The sequence below is a fragment of the Sphingosinicella sp. CPCC 101087 genome (assembly GCF_004151485.1).
In the GTDB taxonomy this organism is placed as follows: Bacteria; Pseudomonadota; Alphaproteobacteria; order Sphingomonadales; family Sphingomonadaceae; genus Allosphingosinicella.
This window is the reverse complement of record NZ_SBFF01000004.1, coordinates 83,952-101,067: the sequence shown is the minus strand read 5'-3', so window position 1 is coordinate 101,067 and position 17,116 is coordinate 83,952. Positions and strand designations below refer to the sequence as shown.

The 17,116-nt window shown below is 67.8% G+C and carries 19 protein-coding genes and 1 tRNA gene; 7 read left to right on the top strand and 13 right to left on the bottom strand.

Going from position 1 to position 17,116, the window contains the following annotated elements; all coding sequences use genetic code 11:
- Positions 1-9: 9 nt before the first annotated feature.
- Positions 10-147 carry a hypothetical protein gene (locus EKM57_RS21810; RefSeq protein ID WP_165357262.1) on the bottom strand — a complete coding sequence of 46 codons (138 nt, stop codon included), beginning with the start codon at positions 145-147 and terminating at the stop codon, positions 10-12.
- A 125-nt stretch (positions 148-272) separates the two neighbouring features.
- Here EKM57_RS21810 and EKM57_RS07770 point away from each other — a divergent pair.
- A tRNA-Thr gene (locus EKM57_RS07770) sits at positions 273-347 on the top strand.
- 185 nt (positions 348-532) lie between these two features.
- Here the strand turns inward: EKM57_RS07770 and EKM57_RS21805 are convergent.
- The 3 genes from EKM57_RS21805 to EKM57_RS07760 all read right to left on the bottom strand — a co-directional run bounded on the left by EKM57_RS21805 (position 533) and on the right by EKM57_RS07760 (position 1,613).
- Positions 533-700 (bottom strand): hypothetical protein, encoded by a 168-nt coding sequence (locus EKM57_RS21805; protein WP_165357260.1) that lies wholly within the window; start codon positions 698-700, stop codon positions 533-535.
- Positions 701-786: 86 nt separating this feature from the next.
- Positions 787-1,173: a PilZ domain-containing protein gene (locus tag EKM57_RS07765; protein WP_129791930.1), complete on the bottom strand. Its 387-nt coding sequence runs from the start codon at positions 1,171-1,173 to the stop codon at positions 787-789.
- Between the two features lie 8 nt (positions 1,174-1,181).
- Positions 1,182-1,613 (bottom strand): PilZ domain-containing protein, encoded by a 432-nt coding sequence (locus tag EKM57_RS07760; RefSeq protein ID WP_129791929.1) that lies wholly within the window; start codon positions 1,611-1,613, stop codon positions 1,182-1,184.
- Positions 1,614-1,736: 123 nt separating this feature from the next.
- Between EKM57_RS07760 and EKM57_RS07755 the strand changes: the two genes are divergently transcribed.
- A complete protein-coding gene (locus tag EKM57_RS07755; protein WP_129791928.1) occupies positions 1,737-2,741 on the top strand; it encodes a low specificity L-threonine aldolase in 1,005 nt (334 codons plus the stop codon).
- Entirely contained in the window at positions 2,738-3,664 is a 927-nt protein-coding gene (locus tag EKM57_RS07750) for a DMT family transporter (RefSeq protein WP_129791927.1), read from the top strand. The genes EKM57_RS07755 and EKM57_RS07750 overlap by 4 nt, the downstream gene beginning before the upstream one ends.
- Positions 3,665-3,760: 96 nt before the next feature.
- On the opposite strand, the gene EKM57_RS07745 is transcribed toward EKM57_RS07750, so the two are convergent.
- Both EKM57_RS07745 and EKM57_RS07740 read right to left on the bottom strand, forming a co-directional pair.
- On the bottom strand, positions 3,761-4,033 hold the full coding sequence (locus EKM57_RS07745) for a GlsB/YeaQ/YmgE family stress response membrane protein (RefSeq protein ID WP_129791926.1): 273 nt from the start codon (positions 4,031-4,033) through the stop codon (positions 3,761-3,763).
- A gap of 118 nt (positions 4,034-4,151) precedes the next feature.
- Positions 4,152-4,622: a hypothetical protein gene (locus EKM57_RS07740; RefSeq protein WP_129791925.1), complete on the bottom strand. Its 471-nt coding sequence runs from the start codon at positions 4,620-4,622 to the stop codon at positions 4,152-4,154.
- A gap of 137 nt (positions 4,623-4,759) precedes the next feature.
- Between EKM57_RS07740 and pepN the strand changes: the two genes are divergently transcribed.
- Positions 4,760-7,345, top strand: coding sequence for an aminopeptidase N (gene pepN / locus EKM57_RS07735; protein WP_129791924.1), 2,586 nt, complete (start codon positions 4,760-4,762; stop codon positions 7,343-7,345).
- 70 nt (positions 7,346-7,415) lie between these two features.
- Here pepN and EKM57_RS07730 read toward each other — a convergent pair whose 3' ends face one another.
- From EKM57_RS07730 to EKM57_RS07715, 4 genes are read right to left on the bottom strand one after another with little or no spacing between them, the layout of a single operon-like run.
- On the bottom strand, positions 7,416-8,030 hold the full coding sequence (locus EKM57_RS07730) for an ABC-type transport auxiliary lipoprotein family protein (RefSeq protein WP_129791923.1): 615 nt from the start codon (positions 8,028-8,030) through the stop codon (positions 7,416-7,418).
- Between the two features lie 2 nt (positions 8,031-8,032).
- The gene (locus EKM57_RS07725) at positions 8,033-9,028 is read right to left on the bottom strand and encodes an MlaD family protein (protein WP_129791922.1); all 996 of its coding nucleotides are present in this window, start codon (positions 9,026-9,028) and stop codon (positions 8,033-8,035) included.
- The gene (locus EKM57_RS07720) at positions 9,028-9,825 is read right to left on the bottom strand and encodes an ABC transporter ATP-binding protein (protein ID WP_206185342.1); all 798 of its coding nucleotides are present in this window, start codon (positions 9,823-9,825) and stop codon (positions 9,028-9,030) included. The genes EKM57_RS07725 and EKM57_RS07720 overlap by 1 nt, the downstream gene beginning before the upstream one ends.
- Positions 9,822-10,931 carry an ABC transporter permease gene (locus EKM57_RS07715; RefSeq protein WP_129791921.1) on the bottom strand — a complete coding sequence of 370 codons (1,110 nt, stop codon included), beginning with the start codon at positions 10,929-10,931 and terminating at the stop codon, positions 9,822-9,824. Before EKM57_RS07715 ends, EKM57_RS07720 begins: the two co-directional genes overlap by 4 nt.
- 285 nt (positions 10,932-11,216) lie before the next feature.
- Here EKM57_RS07715 and EKM57_RS07710 point away from each other — a divergent pair, with 285 nt between their 5' ends.
- Both EKM57_RS07710 and EKM57_RS07705 read left to right on the top strand, forming a co-directional pair.
- Positions 11,217-11,930 (top strand): HAD family phosphatase, encoded by a 714-nt coding sequence (locus EKM57_RS07710; RefSeq protein WP_129791920.1) that lies wholly within the window; start codon positions 11,217-11,219, stop codon positions 11,928-11,930.
- Entirely contained in the window at positions 11,927-12,241 is a 315-nt protein-coding gene (locus EKM57_RS07705) for a DUF1905 domain-containing protein (RefSeq protein ID WP_129791919.1), read from the top strand. Before EKM57_RS07710 ends, EKM57_RS07705 begins: the two co-directional genes overlap by 4 nt.
- Before the next feature lie 300 nt (positions 12,242-12,541).
- On the opposite strand, the gene EKM57_RS07700 is transcribed toward EKM57_RS07705, so the two are convergent.
- On the bottom strand, positions 12,542-13,153 hold the full coding sequence (locus tag EKM57_RS07700) for a cyclopropane-fatty-acyl-phospholipid synthase family protein (protein ID WP_243450940.1): 612 nt from the start codon (positions 13,151-13,153) through the stop codon (positions 12,542-12,544).
- A gap of 79 nt (positions 13,154-13,232) precedes the next feature.
- Here EKM57_RS07700 and EKM57_RS07695 point away from each other — a divergent pair, with 79 nt between their 5' ends.
- Positions 13,233-14,633 (top strand): APC family permease, encoded by a 1,401-nt coding sequence (locus EKM57_RS07695; RefSeq protein WP_129791917.1) that lies wholly within the window; start codon positions 13,233-13,235, stop codon positions 14,631-14,633.
- Positions 14,634-14,727: 94 nt separating this feature from the next.
- Here EKM57_RS07695 and EKM57_RS07690 read toward each other — a convergent pair whose 3' ends face one another.
- The gene (locus tag EKM57_RS07690; protein ID WP_129791916.1) at positions 14,728-15,498 is read right to left on the bottom strand and encodes a protein-L-isoaspartate(D-aspartate) O-methyltransferase; all 771 of its coding nucleotides are present in this window, start codon (positions 15,496-15,498) and stop codon (positions 14,728-14,730) included.
- A gap of 181 nt (positions 15,499-15,679) precedes the next feature.
- Positions 15,680-16,981 carry a cystathionine gamma-synthase family protein gene (locus EKM57_RS07685; protein WP_129791915.1) on the bottom strand — a complete coding sequence of 434 codons (1,302 nt, stop codon included), beginning with the start codon at positions 16,979-16,981 and terminating at the stop codon, positions 15,680-15,682.
- Positions 16,982-17,116: the final 135 nt, after the last annotated feature.

The window sequence follows — 17,116 nt, the reverse complement described above, 5'->3', positions numbered from 1 at the left end:
CGGAGCCGGTCAGGCGCCGGAGTCCGGTTCCTTCTTGTCGTCGGCCGGCGCATGGTCCTTCGCACGCGCCTGCGCCTTGCGGCGGCGCAGATTCTCGCGCAGCGCCGCGGCGAGCCTTTGTGCGCGCTCTTGGTCCTTTCCAGCCATGGCGCCGGGTTATGCCCGACCGGCGCCAAACTCAATCCGGCGGCGGGCGACGGGCGCGGTTGCGGCGAGCCGCCTTGACACTATATCGCCCCAGCGGCCATAGCGCCGCCTTCCGCGAACGACGTGCTGCCGTAGCTCAGTGGTAGAGCGCATCCTTGGTAAGGCTGAGGTCGTGAGTTCAATCCTCACCGGCAGCACCATTCGCGGCCAATGGCCTGGGCTTCCAGGCTTCGATCCGCCGCACAGGCGCGATCGGGCGACCCGGTCGATCTTGGTCCATGTTTCGGGACAGATGCTCAAGGCGGCGCACCAATAAAGCCGCGGCGGCCGTGAATATCTCACGGCCAGGGTGCCTATTGCTATCCCATCGCGAGGAAGTCAGGCCCTAACGGGCATATCGTCGTTCCTGGCCGTGATGACGCTCTTCGGCCTTGGTCTCGAACAGGTTGGCAAGCTCACGATGGCGCTCGCGGGCTTCGGGTGTAATGGCGCGTGCCGCACGCCGCGTCTCTTCCGCGGCTCGACGCGAATAATAGCGATAGTCTGATTCCATATTGTCGCCTCCCCTCGACCCCGCCCGCTTAACACAAGATCGGACAAATTCCGAATCCGTCCGGCGGCTGGTCGCCCCGGGCCGGCTCAGCGTCGCTGGGACTTCGCAACGATCATTTCGAGGACGGCCGGGTGTAGGGGGCGAATAAAGGCGCAGCCGATCGATTGACCTTCCGCCCAGACGACGCGGGCGTGGCTCGCCTCCAGGCCGGGAAGGCGCAGCCACACGTCGGTGCCGACCTGCAGTTCGAGGTGCGTGGCGACGCGGAAGCCGTCGGTGGAAAGGTCCGTGATCTGGACGGAGACGCCCGATGCGCCGCGCTGGCGCAGGCCCGCGCCGAGCGCGACCGGGACCCGCTCGGAGCGTCGGCTCTTCCGTGTCGGCGCATCGAATTCGACGTGGGTGGAGATTTCGCCGCTGAGCGTCAGCGGGGCGCTGAACGAAGGTGACCAGTGGCCGGAAAAAGCGGTCACGGCCGGTCTCAGCTGTCGCTTCCGGGGAGGTTGAGCCCGACGGTCACGCCCCAGGCGACGGCGAGCTTGCGCTCCTGGTCGGACATGACCTCGTTGAGGCCGGGGCGCCGGTAGCGGTCCCCCGAAGACCTCTCGCGGCGCTTGAGCTGGACGAGCACCTCCTGTTCGTCGATCATGAACAGGAATTCGAGCCCGATCCGCCCACCCGCGGCCCAGGCGACGCGCGCCGGAACCTGCGTCGAGCCGCGTATGAAGACCACCTCGCTGCCGACCTCCGGCTGCTGGACGCATTCGACGAGGGCCCCCTTTCGCGACAGGTCCCTGAGACGTACGTCGACCTCGCCGAGGGGCGTCTTCAGCTTCGCCGCGATCAGGACCCGCGCCCGCTTCGCCGCGCGCTTTCCGCCTACCTCGGCGTTCACGAAATTGTCGGCGCCCATTCCTTTTCCCTCGGTTCGAATTCCGGACTAGCGGCCAAGGGCCAAGATTTCGTAAACGCACGCCTTCTTTTCGCGGATGATCCGCAGGATTGACCGGGCCCGTGCCGGCTCTAATGCCGCCGCATGCGCTTCTTTTCCGACAATGCCGCCGCGGCCTGCCCCGAGGCGATCTCGGCGATCGCCGAGGCCAATCGCATGGACACGGCCTATGACGGCGATGCCTGGAGCCGACGTCTCGACGAGGCGCTGTCCGGCCTGTTCGGAACCGAGGTGGCGGCGCTCTGGGTCTCGACCGGCACGGCCGCGAACAGCCTTGCTCTGGCCGCGCTTTGCCCGCCGCACGGCGCCATCGTCTGCCATCGCGACGCTCATATCCAGAACGATGAATGCGGCGCGCCCGAATTCTTCACCCATGGCGCGAAGCTGCTGCTCGCCGAGGGCGAAGGCGCGAAGCTGACTCCCGCGGCGGTGAAGGCCTTGATCGACACGGTCCGTGACGACGTGCATCAGGTCCAGCCGGCGGCGCTGTCGATCACCAACGCGACCGAATATGGTCTCGTCTACACGCCCGAGGAGACCGCGGCGCTCGGATCGCTCTGCCGTGATCGGGGCCTCGGTTTCCATCTCGACGGCGCCCGTTTCGCCAATGCGGTGGCGAGCCTCGGCTGCACCCCGGCCGACCTCAGCTGGAAGGCCGGCGTCGATGCGCTGAGCTTCGGATTCGTCAAGAATGGCGGCCTGTCCGCCGAGCTCCTCGTCTTCTTCCGCCCGGAGCTGGCGATGGCCACCCGCTACCGCCGCAAGCGCGCGGGCCATCTCCTGTCCAAGGGGCGCTACCTTGCCGCTCAGATCCTCGCCATGTTGGAGGGCGACGTGTGGCTGCGCAACGCCCGCGCCGCCAATGCGGCGGCAGCGCGGCTCGCCGAAGCGGCCGGAGCGGATCGTCTGGTCCTGCCGGTGCAGGCTAACGAGGTGTTCGTGCGGGTGACGTTCGAGGAAGCGGCGACATTGCGCGCTCAGGGCTTCGACTTTTACGACTGGGGGCCTGGTGAGGCGCGGCTGGTGACGAGCTGGGACAGCGACCCGGCCGCGGTCGATGCGCTCGCGGCGGCAATCCGGGCGCTGTGAGCGACGCTCGCGGGCTCCGCGACCCGAAGGTCCTGATCCCCTTTCTTCTCATCACGCTGATCTGGAGTTCGACCTGGATCGTCATCAAGGATCAGATCGGCGGACCGTTCCCGGTACCCGCCTCATGGTCCGTGACCTACAGATTCGCCATCGCCGCCGTTGCGATGCTCGTTTACGCCGCCGCCGTCGGCGCCTCGCTGCGCATCGGCCGGGCCGGCCATCTCCTCGCCGTCCCGCTCGGGCTCCTGCAATTCTCCCTGAACTTCAACTTCGTCTACGCGGCGGAGCATCACGTCACGTCCGGTCTGGTCGCGACCGTCTTCGCCCTGTTGATGGTACCCAACAGCGTGCTTGCCTGGCTGTTCCTCAAGCAGCGGCTGACCATCGGCTTCGTCGGCGGATCCGCGCTCGCGGCGACGGGGGTCGCCCTTCTGTTCGTGCAAGAATTGCGGGCGAGCCCGCTCCCGCCCCGGGAGATCGGACTCGGGATCGGCTTCAGCCTGCTCGGCGTCCTCTCGGCGTCGGCCGCCAACGTCATCCAGGCCACCCGCCGCGTAACAGCCTGGCCGATGGCGAGTCTCGTCGCCTGGGCAATGGTTTATGCCTGCGTCGCCAACGCCCTCATTGCCTGGTTGCTGTCAGGCGCGCCGGTCGCCGATTCGCGGCCGGGCTATTGGCTCGGGCTTCTCTACCTCGGCCTGGTCGCCTCGGCGCTCGCCTTCCCGCTGTATTTCGCCGTGGTCCGGGCAGTGGGGCCTGGCCGCGCGGCCTATTCGAGTCTGCTCATTCCGATTCTCGCCATGGCGATCTCGACCGTCGCGGAAGGCTATCGCTGGTCGGCGCTCGCCGTCGCGGGGGGCATCTTGGCGCTGGCTGGAATGGCGATTGCGCTGCGAGCGAGGCAGGCGCCCACCAGGACGTGAAAACTAGGACAGCAGGCGATGGGATCGCCTGCTGCCCTGGATGGGCAAGCCCGCGCCGGGGGACGAAAGCGGGCTTGCCGGAGACCGAAACCTCGGTTAGCGGACCGCGCCCCTGCGGAACAGGTTGACGATCGCCAGCAGGATGACCGCGCCAAGGAAGGCGGCGATCAGGGTGCCGACGTCGAGCGGGCTGTTGATGATATTGCCATCAGCACCGAAGAAACCGCCAAGCAGGAAGCTGCCGAGCAGCGAGCCGACGATGCCGACGACGATGTTGAGTATGATCCCCTGCTGGGCATCGGTGCGCATGACGATGCTGGCCAGCCACCCGATGATGCCTCCGATGATAAGCGCCAGAATAAGACCCATGGTGGATACTCCCGTCCGTGCTCCGTCAGCCGAAACTGCGGATCGCCAACAAGACGCTTGACCCTTGGGCTTGGTTCCGCCGCCGGACCGAATCCGGTGGGCGCGCTTGCCGCTTCGCTCAGGCGCGGCCGAGGGCGAGACGGCCTTTCGGCTGAGGCGGCGGAGTGTCCGAGGCCTTGAAGTAGAGATGCCCGACAAGCAGCAGCAACGAGGTCGAATAGAGAAGATTGTCGATCCCGTCGGCATAGCAGAGGCTGATCGGCAGCATGGCCGCGAAGACGATCCGGAACATCCATTCGCGCACGCGCGCCGTCCGGGTGCCGACCGACGAGGCCGCCTGGCGATAGGCATGCTTGCGCACCGCTTCGAGGACGAGCAGCCAGACCAGGGCCCTCAGCATGATCGCGAACACCCCGTCATAGGGTCCCGTGCCGGCGATCTGGAGCGCGACCGCGGCGACGTAGAAGACGACGCTGCCGTTCAGGCATTCGAATGAGGCGCGCCACGGAGGCATGTCCAGGCGGTGCTGGAGCCATCCGGCGAGCGGGGAGGTGACTTTGTCGATCAGCAGGTCGTCTATGCGGTTCATGGCGCGACCCTATCAGCAGGAAAACATTGAGGAAGCCTGAAAAATTCGACGAGACGTGCGATTTGCGGCGCGTGTTACGGCACAGCAACCGTTCGCCTTCCATTGCGCCGGTTCCTGCTCGGTCCTACACCTTGGACATGGCCGATGCCCGTCCCGCTCACACCGCCCCTCCGCCGATCGTTCGGCGCGAGGACTACCAGCCGCCGGAATGGCGCGTTCCACAGATCTCGCTGGAACTCGATCTCGACGGCGCGCGCACGGTGGTGCGCTCGACTCTCGAGATAGAGCGCGAAGGCCGGCACCGGCTGCCGCTGCGCCTCGACGCCAAGAATCTCGTGGTGCGCCGCGTCGCGGTCGACGGCCAGGCGGTCAATTATCGTTTCGAGAATGACGTCCTGAGAATCCCGATCGAAGGCGACCGTGCCACCGTCGAGACCGAGGTCGAGATCGCGCCGCGCGCCAACACCCAGCTCATGGGACTGTACGAATCCGGCGGCATGCTGTGCACGCAGTGCGAAGCCGAAGGCTTTCGCCGGATCACGCCGTTTCCGGACCGTCCGGACGTGCTCAGCCGATATCGGGTCAGGATGGTCGCCGACCGCGGGGCCTATCCGGTGCTGCTCGCCAATGGCGATCCGGTCGCGCAGGGCGAGCTCGACGGCGGCCGGCATTGGGCGGAATGGCACGATCCCTTTCCCAAGCCCTGCTATCTCTTCGCGCTGGTCGCCGGCAGCCTCGTCGCCAATCGCGACAGCTTCGTCACCCGCTCCGGCAAGACCGTGCAGCTGGCCATCTGGGTTCGCGAGGGCGACCTGCCGAAGACCGAGCATGCCATGACCTCGCTGAAGGCGGCCATGAAGTGGGACGAGGAGGTGTTCGGCCGCGAATATGACCTGGAGATGTTCAACATCGTCGCGGTCGCCGACTTCAATTTCGGCGCGATGGAGAATAAGGGCCTCAACATCTTCAACTCGCGCTACATCCTCGCCGACCCGGATACGGCGACGGATGCGGACTATGACGCGATCGCCGGCGTCGTCGCGCACGAATATTTCCATAACTGGTCGGGGAACAGGGTCACCTGCCGCGACTGGTTCCAGCTGTCGCTGAAGGAGGGTTTCACGGTCTTCCGCGACCAGCAGTTCAGCGCCGACATGGGCTCGCCCGCGGTGAAGCGGATCGAGGACGTCCGGATGCTCCGCGCGGCCCAGTTTCCGGAGGACGGCGGGCCGCTCGCGCATCCGGTGCGGCCCGATTCATATATCGAGATCTCCAACTTCTACACGGCGACCGTCTACAACAAGGGCGCCGAGCTCATCCGGATGATCCGCACTATCCTGGGCCCGGAGAAGTTCCGCGCCGGATGCGACCTCTATTTCGACCGGCATGACGGCCAGGCGGTGACGTGCGAGGATTTCGTCCGGGCGATGGAGGATGCCAGCGGGGCCGATCTGTCGCGCTTCCGCTTGTGGTATTCCCAGGCGGGCACCCCCCGGGTCAGGGCGAGCCTGGTGCGGGGTCCGGGCAGCCCGAGATTGCTGCTCGAGCAGGAGGTGCCGCCGACCCCGGGGCAGCCCGCCAAGCAGCCGATGCCGATCCCGCTCAGGATCGCCTTGCTCGACGAGGCCACCGGCGTGGCGGCCGACGAGCGTCTCGTCCTCCTCGACGAGGCGAAGGCCGAAGTCGTGCTCGAGCGCGCGCCCGAACGGCCGGTCCTGTCGATCAACCGCGACTTCTCGGCACCCATCATCGTCGAGACCGACCGCACGGCGGCCGACCTCGCTTTCCTGTCCGCGCATGACGACGATCCCTTCGCCCGCTACGAGGCGATGCAGCAGTTGATGCTCGACACCTTGATCCGGTCCGTCTCGGGCGGCGCGGCCGATCATCATGCGGTCGTCGAGGCCGTGCGCCACGCGCTCGCCGATCGGGCGCTCGATCCCGCCTTCGTCGCCGAAACGGTGCTCCTGCCGAGCGAGACCTTCATCGGCGACCGGATGGACACGGTCGATCCCGATGCGATCCACCGGAGCCGCGAGGCGCTGCGCGCCGAGCTCGGCCGCGAGCTGGAGGCGCTGTGGCGGCAGGCTTATTCGACTCACGCCGCCAATCGCTACGAATATAGTTCGTCCGCCAAGGGTGCCCGACGGCTGCGTTCGGTCGCGCTCGGCTACATCATGGCGGCCGGCGCGGCGGATGCGCCCGTGCTCGCCCAGGCCCAGTTCGACGGCGCCGACAACATGACGGACCGGCAGGGCGCGCTGGTCGTCCTCGCCAATGGCGATTCGGCGGAGCGGCAGGCGGCCCTCTCCGCCTTTTACGACCGCTACCGGGACAATGCGCTGGTGCTCGACAAATGGTTCAGCGTGCAGGCCTTGTCGACGCGCGCCGACACGCCGGCCCAGGTGGAGGCGCTTGCCCGGCACCCGGATTTCACATTGTCCAACCCGAACCGGCTGCGCTCGCTCGTCGGCGCCTTCGCCGCCAACCAGCGCGCGTTTCACGATGTGTCGGGGCGCGGCTACCGCTTCCTGGCCGACATGATCCTGGCCGAGGACAAGCTCAACCCGCAGACTGCGGCCCGACTGGTTCCCCCGCTGGGCCGCTGGCGCCGCTTCGACGAACAGCGCGCCGCACTCATGCGCGCCGAGCTCGAGCGGATCGTCGCGACGGCGGGCCTTTCCAAGGATGTGTTCGAGCAGGCCAGCAAGAGCCTGGGCTAGGCTTCTTGCTTCCCCCGCGGAGCGGAGGAGCCTGCGCGGCTTCGCGGTGAGTTGAGGTGACGGCGGTGTGCTACTGCGCCACCCAGGCCGCGACTTGCTCCGCCACCTGGTTCGCGGCCTGGTTGAGCGCTGGCGCGACCGCCTCCGGCGTCACTCCGGCGACCGGGACGCGCGCCTCGAAGCGGTTGGTCGTGATGCCGGAGTCGCCCCGCAGGACGGCGGCGTCATAGACCATGACGGCCTCCATCGTCGTCGAGTCGATCCCGAACCGATGGAGCTGTCCGGTCACTCTAAGGCCGGGGTCCTGGACGAACTGGTCGGGGTGCAGCACCACCCGGCCGGTGCGGGCGGATATGACTTCGCTCATCAGCCGCCCGAACAGGGCGCCCGGATATTCGATCCACTGGGCATCCTGGAGATACTGGATCGCGGTCTCGCTGACATAGACCGGAACCCGGGGCGTGCGCAGCGCCTGCGGCACGCTCGGCTCGGCGATGCTGATCGTCTGCCCCGGCGCGGAGGTCTGCGCCGCCGCCGCCCGGCTCGAGGACGCGCTCAGGGTCAGCAGCTGGTCGGGGACGTCCGGGCCGCCGAGGCAGGCGCCGAGGAGCAGAACGGCAAGGCCGGCGGCGATAGTCCGTCCGGGCCCGGGGCGCCCGATAGCGCGAAAGCCTGCTGCACGCATCGTCAATTCCTCCGTCCGGGCTGGTAGTCGGGAAGGCGCTGCCCGCCGATCACGCCGCTCACGCCTTGCTGGTTCAGCCGGCCGCTGATGTCCCGCAGAGAATCGGTCGTGGCGCGAAGATCGCGGACCAGCTGCCCGATCTCCGGAAGCGTCTGTGTCGAGAAAGCCTGCACGCCGGGGCGTGCGTCGCCGAGGACCGAGTCGAGATTCTGCATGCTCTGCTCGGCTGCCTGGACCGTCCGCCTCAGATCGTTGATCAGCGGCCGGCCGTCCTCGTCCAGCAGGGCCTCGGTGGTGCCGGCGAGCTTTCCGAGCTGCTCGGCCGCGGCGCCCGCCTGGGCGATCGCCACCCGGGCCTCGGCCAGCGACGCCGCGATTTCGGGTGATCGTTCGGCCAGGCTTCGGCTCACTACCTCGAGATTGTCCAGGATTCCGGCGATCGACTCCTGGTTGCGGTCGGACAGCAAGGCGGTCAGCCGCTCGGTCAGTGTCGAGACCCGCTCGAGCAGCTCCGGCGCGGTGTTGAGCAACTGGCCGAGGGCGCCGGGCCGGGTCGGAATGACCGGATAGCCGTACGGGCATTCGGCCTCGCGATTCTGCTCCGGGCAGACGATCTGCTCGCGCGGCGGCGCCGGCCGGCCAGGAACCGCCTCGGGCGGGTCGAGCTGGATCTGCGAGACGCCGGTGAAGCCGACGCCTCGGATCGTCGCCGTGGTGCCGCGCAGGACCGGAGTCTGCTCGGCGACGGTGATGCGCACGCGGATGAACTGGGGACTGGCGGGCTCGAGATTGATGGATCGTATCTGTCCGACCGGCACGCCCCGGAAGGTGACCGCGGAACCCTTGGCGAGCCCCTCGACAGACTGCTGGAAGAAGACGTCGTAGGTCTTCTCCCCGCCTTCGCCGAGCTGGCTGAGCCAGACGATGAAGACCGCCAAGGCGGCGAGCAGACCGAGCACGATGCTGCCGACGAGGATCTGGTTCGAGCGGGTTTCCATCAGGCTTCGGCCTTCTCAGCTGCGTCGATCTTCGAGGCGGCGCGCCCGCGCGGCCCCCGGAAATATTCCTGGATCCACTGATGATCCAGAGCCAGCAGTTCCGGGATCGTCCCGATCGCGACGACCTTCCGGTCGGCCAGCACCGCCACCCGGTCGCAGATCGCGTACAGCGTGTCGAGATCATGAGTGATCAGGAAGACGGTCAGGCCGAGCGCCTCCCTCAGTTCGCAGATCAGCTCGTCGAATGCGGCCGCGCCTATCGGGTCCAGTCCCGCCGTCGGCTCGTCGAGGAAGAGCAGTTCCGGATCAAGCGCCAGCGCGCGAGCGATCCCGGCGCGCTTTCGCATGCCGCCGGACAGCTCTGCCGGAAACTTGGCCCCGGCGTCCTGCGCCAGCCCGCTCATCGCCGTCTTGTAGGCGGCGATCTCGTCGAGCAGGTCCTGGCTGATTCCGGGATAGAATTCGCGGATCGGCACCTGGATGTTCTCGGCGACGGTAAGGGTCGAGAACAGGGCACCGCCCTGGAACAGCACGCCCCATCGGCGGCGGACATGCTTCGCCTCTTCCTCGTCGCGGCCGACCATCGATTCGCCGAACACGGTGACCTCGCCCGCATCGGGCGTCTTGAGGCCGATGATCGATCGCATCAGCACCGACTTGCCGGTGCCCGACCCGCCGACCACGCCGAGTATCTCGCCCTTGCGGACGCTGAGGTCGAGCCCATCGTGAACCACCTGCTCGCCGAAGCGGTTCTCCAGGCCCGTGACCTCGATGACGGATACGTTCGGCTGAATCACGGCCAGCCGATCTCGGTGAAGAACACCGCGAAAATGGCGTCGAGGACGATCACCAGGAAAATGCCCTGGACCACCGCGGTGGTCGTCCGCAGGCCGACCTCCTCGGCATTTCCCTCGACCTGCAGGCCTTGATAGCAACCGGCCATGGCGATGATCAGCCCGAACACCGGCGCCTTGATCAGCGTCTGGTAGATGTCGGTCATCGGAATGATCTCGCGGACGCGCTGGACGAAGGTGATCGGCGGCATGTCCAGCGCGACCCAGGAGAACAGGCCGCCGCCGACGATCGCGATCATCGCCGAATAGAAGCCGAGCAGCGGCATCATCAGCACGGTCGCCAGGACGCGCGGAAACACCAGGGCTTCCATCGGCGACACGCCGATGGTCCGCATCGCATCCACTTCCTCGTTCAGCTTCATCGATCCCAGCTGGGCGGCGAAAGCCGATCCCGACCGCCCCGCGACCATGATCGCGGTCATCAGCACGCCGAGCTCCTTCATCGCGCTGCGGGCGATGAGGTTGACGGTGAATACTTCGGCACCGAACTGGCGAAGCTGGACCGCGCCTTGCTGGGCGATGACGATCCCGACGAGGAAACTCATCAGGCCGATGATGCCGAGCGCCCGCACGCCGACGACGTCGAATCGGGTGACGACCGCGTTGAACCGGAACCGGCGCGGATGGCGGATGATGTTCCCGATCGAGATGAGCAGGGCGCCGAAGAATCCGAGCAGGCCGACCATCGTATGGAGGGCGGTCTGCGTCGCGAGCCCGACTTCACCGGCAAGCTGGCGCAGCCTCGGCTCGGCCTCGCGCCGTACCTTCATCGGCTGGTCGGCGCGCGCGACATGGTCGATCAGCGTCTGGTGATCCTCGTTGGCGCCGACGATCTCTGCGCCGCGGTCGCGCTGGAGCTTGTGCATGAGCCAGGCGCCGACCGTGTCCATCCGGTCGACCTGCGAAAGATCGACGACGAGCTTGTCGCCCTCGATCGCCTCGAGCTGCTCGTTCAGCTTGCGAACGCGCAACAGGGTGAGGTTGCCGCTGAACCGCAGCACCCGGCGCCCATCCTCATATTTTTGGTCGAAGTCGGCTGTTGCGGTCATGTGAGGGGGATTAGTGCGTCAAATCCCGTGAGGCGGCAAGCGAAGAGGCGCGGTTCGGGTGAAACGGATGGGCGGATATCGCCGCGAATCGGCCGAATTCGCCGGGGCAGGTCCCCATACCGACACCGGTCCTCGTTGATGCCCGAAGTCTGATGCTTTTCGGTGTTCCCGGGGAGACTCGGGATCGCGGTGCAGAGTCCGTCCAGGATTCAGCCTTCGCCCGGGAAGCGCCGGTGTCCGAATTTCCATCTCGGCCATGACCATAACGCGCTATGAAGGCGTCCCATGCCCACGCTCGCCATCTACGACATGGACAAGACCGTGACCCGGAGGCCGACCTACGGCCTGTTCCTGGTCCATGCCGTTCTCCGGCTCGCGCCGTGGCGGATGGCGCTCGCTCCGGCCTTGCTGGTGACCGGCCTTCTCTATGGGCTGCGGCTGATCGACCGCGGCCGGCTCAAGGAGCTGAACTATCGCCTTCTCGTCGGCCGGGTCCCTTCGGAGCGGCTCGAGCCGGTGGTGCAGAGCTTCGCCGACCGACAGCTCGCCACCAACATCATGGCCGGTGCCCGCGCCCGTATCGCCGAGGACAAGGCCGCCGGCCGCCGACTGGTGCTGGCGACCGCTTCCTATCGCCTCTACGCGGCGGCGATCGCCGCCAGGCTCGGCTTCGACGACGTCATCGCCACCGACACGCTTCCTGACGAACGCGGCCGGATCGTCGCCCGGATCGACGGCCGCAATTGCTACGGCCTTGCCAAGCTCGACATGATCGAAGCCTGGCTCCAGCGCGAGGGGCTGGAGCGCGGCGCCGTCCACATCCGCTTCTATTCCGACCACATCTCCGATGCGCCGGTGCATCGCTGGTCGGACGAGGCCTTCGCGACCAATGCCGACGACCGGCTGATCCGCCTCGCCACCGCGGAAGGCTGGGAGGTGCTCGACTGGCGCGACCGCAAGCGCTCCGGTTCAAGGTCGATCGACAAGGCAGGTGTATGAACAGCCGCGGCGAACCTCTGCTGTGCGTCGAATTCGATGCGGAGGTCATCCACTGGCGCGGGCCGGCACCCTATCTCTTCGCGCCCGTCCCGGAACATCATGTCGCCGAGATCAGATATGCCGCGCGATCGGCAAGCTATGGGTGGGGCGTCGTGCCGGTCGAAGCGAGGATCGGAACGGCCGATTTCACCACGTCGCTCTTTCCGAAGGGCGAAACCTACCTGCTGCCCGTCAAGGCGGCCGTGCAGAAGGCGGCGGGCGTCGGGCTGGGCGATAATATTCATGTCGTGATGCGAATCACCGGTCGCTGACCCCCCAGGCGTGCGGAGCGGCCTGATTTCATGCCGATCGCGGAATCCTGTCCCCGGCATGTTCCGGCATCCGTCCAGGCTGCCGTCTGCCCCCGCTCGGTCTCGCGGACCGGCGGAAGCCCGAAGGGCCTCGAGACTCGTGCGTGAGCGCGGTTTCGCCAGTAGCCGCTGGGTGTTCGATCAGGATCGTGACGGCGAGGGCCATGGAAGGATGAGGATCGTTTCGAAGCGCCTTGGCGACGCTCGCCGTGGAACCGGCAGGTGCGGGAAGCCGCGATCGCAACGTCCGGCCGCCACCCGTTATTCCGGCGCCGCGGCAGGCGGGATCACCCACAGATAGATGTTCGACCGTGGCATCCGCACGGTGCGCAGCGGCCTCCAGTCCCCCATGTCGTGCCAGTAGCTCACCACCCGGGTTCCCGGCGCCAGCTCGCGCAGCAGGCGCGGCCGCAGTCTCAAATTGACGTCCGGGTAGAGAAACAGCGTCACGACGGTCGCGTCCCGGAAATCGGCTTCGAACAGATCCTCGTTGCGGAAGCGCACCCGATCGGTGACGCCGGCGGCGCGCGCATTCGCCTCCGCCTCCCGGATGCGCTGGGGATCGATGTCGATGCCGATGCCGCGCGCCCCGAACTCGCGCGCGGCGGTGATCGGGATTCGGCCGTCTCCCGAACCGAGGTCGTAGACGAGGTCGGTCGGGCCGACTCGGGCGAGCCGAAGCATTTCCCGCACGACCGGCTGGGGGGTCGGCTCATAGCGCACGTCCGGTTCCCGCAGCGGCCTCGCCGCCGTCGCGGTCGGTCCCGCTTCGCGGACCGGCGCCGGCTCGGTGCAGGCCGGCAGGAGCGCCAGGGCCGCGAGCAGCGCGAGTGCTGCGACGGCACGCCGGGGAGAGTGGGTTTCGCAGCGCAAGCCTCGATCTCCTCTCGCAAGGGGCACGGACCAGCCCCGGCTATGCGCTTCGTCCCGATCTGTGCCAAGCCGTCCTGTCATGGAGCCTCACGAACTTGGCGAATCTGGGAGAGGCTCGGCGCGGCCGGGCGCGACCCCTCCGGACGGAGAGTCCGGCGCGGGCCGGCCCCGTCTTACCCTGCGCGCGCGCGACGCGGTCGCGATCACCGTCGGCATCGTCATCGGCGCGGGCATCTTCCGCACGCCGTCGGTGATCGCCGGCGCGGCGGGAAGCGAGGCGGCCATGCTCGCCGCCTGGGCCGCCGGCGGGCTGCTCTCGATCGTCGGCGCGCTCTGCTATGCCGAGCTCGCCGCCGCTTATCCCCATGCCGGCGGCGACTATCATTTTCTCGGCCGTGCCTTCGGACCCCGGCTTGCCTTTCTTTACGCCTGGGCCCGGCTGGCGGTGATCCAGACCGGCTCGATCGCCTTGCTCGCCTTCGTCTTCGGCGATTATGCCGCGCGGCTTGCGGGCCTCGGTCCGTCCGCTTCGCCTTTCCTTGCCGCGCTGGCGGTGGCCCTGCTCACCGCGATCAACTGGGCGGGCATCCGCAAGGCCGCCGGAACGCAGAACTGGCTGACCGCGGTCGAGCTGCTCGGCCTCGTCCTGGTGATCGTGGCCGGTCTCCTCATCGCACCGGCCGAGCCGGTCGCGCACCCGGCGCCGGTGCAGACCAATATCGGCCTGGTCATGGTCTTCGTGCTGCTCACCTTCGGCGGCTGGAGCGAGGCGGCCTATATCTCGGCCGAGCTGCGCGACGTCGCGCGGCGCATCGCACCGGTGATGGTCGGCAGCCTGATGCTCGTCACCTTGCTCTATCTGCTCGCCAATCTTGCCTATCTGCGCGTGCTCGGGCTCGGCGGGCTGGCCGCGTCCGAGACGGTCGCCGCCGACCTGCTCGATCGCGCATTCGGCGCTCCGGGCCTGCTGCTGATGAGCGCCCTGGTGGCGATCGCCACCCTGACCTCGGCCAACGCGACGATGATCACCGGGGCGCGGAGCGCCTATGCGCTCGGGGAGGCGCACCGGCCGCTCGCCTGGCTCGGGCGGTGGAATTCACGCACCGGGACACCCGGCACCGCGGTGCTGGTGCAGGGCGCGGCCGCCTTGCTGCTGGTCGCGATCGGCAGCCTCACCCGCGACGGGTTCGAGACCGCCGTCGCCTTCACCGCGCCGGTCTTCTGGTTCTTCTTCCTGCTGGTCGGCGTGTCGCTGTTCGTGCTCAGGCGGCGCGATCCCGCCGCGCCGCGGCCCTTCCGGGTACCCTTGTATCCGCTCCTGCCGCTGATCTTCTGCGCCACCACATTCTATCTGCTCTACTCCAGCATCGCCTACACCGGCGTGGGAGCCTTGTTCGGCATCATTGTACTCGTCGCTGGAGCGGTGCCGCTGCTCGCCGTCGAGCGCCGCAGCCGGGGAGCCGACACCAGGGCTCCCTGACCGACCAGACGCCGTCCTGCTCGGTCGGAATCGTCACCCCGGCGAAGGCCGGGGCCCAGTCCCTCCGAAGGACCCGATCCCGGCGCAAGCCGCCTCACTCCCGCCCGTCACCCTCCCGAGTGAAGGGCACGAACCGCACCGGCAGCACCGCCTCCCGCTGGATCCGGCCCGCCTCGCTCTTGGTCACCAGCACCAGCTGCTGGTCGTGCGACGGCCCGAGCGGGATGACCATCCGCCCGCCCGGCTTCAGCTGTGCGATCAGAGGCTCGGGAATCCGCTCGGCTCCGGCGGTGACGATGATTCCGTCGAATGGCGCATGCTCGGGCCAGCCGGCATAGCCGTCGCCCTGACGCACGACGATATTGTCATAGCCGAGCGCGTCCAGCCGCTCGGCGGCGCGCTCGGCGAGCTCAGGTACGATCTCGATCGAATAGACCCGGCCGACGAGCCGCGACAGGATGGCCGCCTGATAGCCCGATCCGGTGCCGACCTCGAGCACCACATGATCCGGCCGCGGCGCGAGCAGATGGGTCATCAGGGCGACGATGAACGGCTGCGAGATTGTCTGGCCCTGCCCGATCGGCAGCGGGCGGTTGTCATAGGCTTCGGCCTCGCTCCCCGCCGGCACCAGGCGGTGGCGCGGAACCGAGCGCATCGCGTCTAGCACCGCGCGGTCGATCTGGCGCGCGTCCCTCACCCCCGCGCCGGCGGCCATGCTGGCGACGCTCTCGACCATGCGCTCGCGCTCGGCGGCGAAGCGCGCTTCGGAAGAGCGCTCCTGGGAGGAGCAATCCGGCGCCGCCCCGGCCAGCAGCAAGGCCGCGACCGAAAAGACGGCAAACTTGCTCCACACGCTCCGCGACATCGCAGTCCGTTTCCACCCGCGCGGGCCCGTTCTCGAGTCGTCCATGCCGACCTCAACGCCCGACGAACGCAGGATGCCACAGGCGCAGATGGCGCGGAACGGGAAATTGGGCGGCTGCGACTGGATCTTGGGGCTTGTCCCGATCGCGGCTGAGGGGGCCTCGCCAGGGAAAGGAAGCCGGCTAAACCGCCTGCAGCGCCTGGTCGAAATCGGCGATCAAATCGTCCGCATCCTCCACCCCGATCGAAATGCGGACGAGATTGTCGGTGATCCCCAGCGCCTGCTTGCGCGCGTCGGGCACCGACAAATGGGTCATTCCGGCCGGATGGCTCGCCAGCGTTTCGGTTCCGCCCAGGCTCACCGCAAGATGGGCGATCTTCAGGCTGTCGAGGAAGGCGAAGGCTTCCCGCTCTCCGCCCTTGAGGTAGAGCGAGAAGGTCGAGCCGGCGCCGGTGCAGTGGCGCCGGTAGATGTCGGCCTGCCGCCCTTCGCTGAGGAAGCCGAGATAGCCGACGCTCTCCACCTTCGAATGCTCGCGCAGGAATTCGCAGACCCGGGCGGCATTCTCGCCGGCGCGGGTCATTCGAAGTTCCAGCGTCTCCAGGCTGCGCAGCAGCATCCAGGCCGTGTTCGGATCGGTGATCGTGCCCATCGTGTTGCGCATCATCCGAATCGGCGTGATCAGCGCCTCGGCGCCGACGACTCCGCCCGCGACCAGATCGCTGTGGCCGCCGGCATATTTGGTGAGCGAATAGACCGACAGATCGGCGCCGTGGCGCAACGGATGATGCCACAGCGGCCCCAGGAAGGTGTTGTCGATCGCGATCGGCGGCGGATCGTCGGGGAACAGCGAGTCGCGGACCCGCCGCACCGCCTGGACGTCGACCAGCTGGTTGGTCGGGTTGGCCGGGCTTTCGAGGTAGACGAGCGGCACGCGGCCCATCCCCTTCGCCCGCTCCATCACCTCGGCTATCTCCTCCTCGGTCGCGCCGGCGGGGAAATCGAGCCATTGTACGCCGAACCGGCCCAGGATCCGGCCGATCAGCGTCTCGGTCGCGGCGTATAGCGGGCCGGAATGGACGACCACGTCGCCCGGCTGGACGAAGGTGAGCAGGAGGGTGGTGATCGCGGACATGCCCGAGGAGAAGCTGAGCGCGTCCTCGGCATCCTCCCAGACGCCGAGCCGGTCCTCCAATATCTCCTGGTTGGGCCCGTTGAACCGCGAGTAGACGAGGCCCTCGGCGCCGCCGGCGCGCTTGCCTGTCACGCCCTCGAAGTGGCGCTTACCGGCCTCGGCGCTTTCGAACACGAACGTCGAGGTCAGGAAGATGGGCGGCTTCAGCGCGCCTTCGGAAAGGGCAGGGTCGTAGCCGTGCCCCATCATCAGGGTCGATGGCTTCAGGCGGCGCCCGCCGATCTCGAGCACGTCGGGCTTGGGGCGGCGGCGCGGAGTCGCGCCGGTAAGGTCGGCTTCGTCTGGCATGGATATGTCTCCCTTGAGCCACTCGCATCTGATGCGCTGGAGACCGAACCTGTCACTTTCGGATAGGTTCACCGGCCGCACGCCAGTGCGGCCCCGGGGGGTGAGGTCCGTCGCCCGCCGGCTCTCTACCCGATC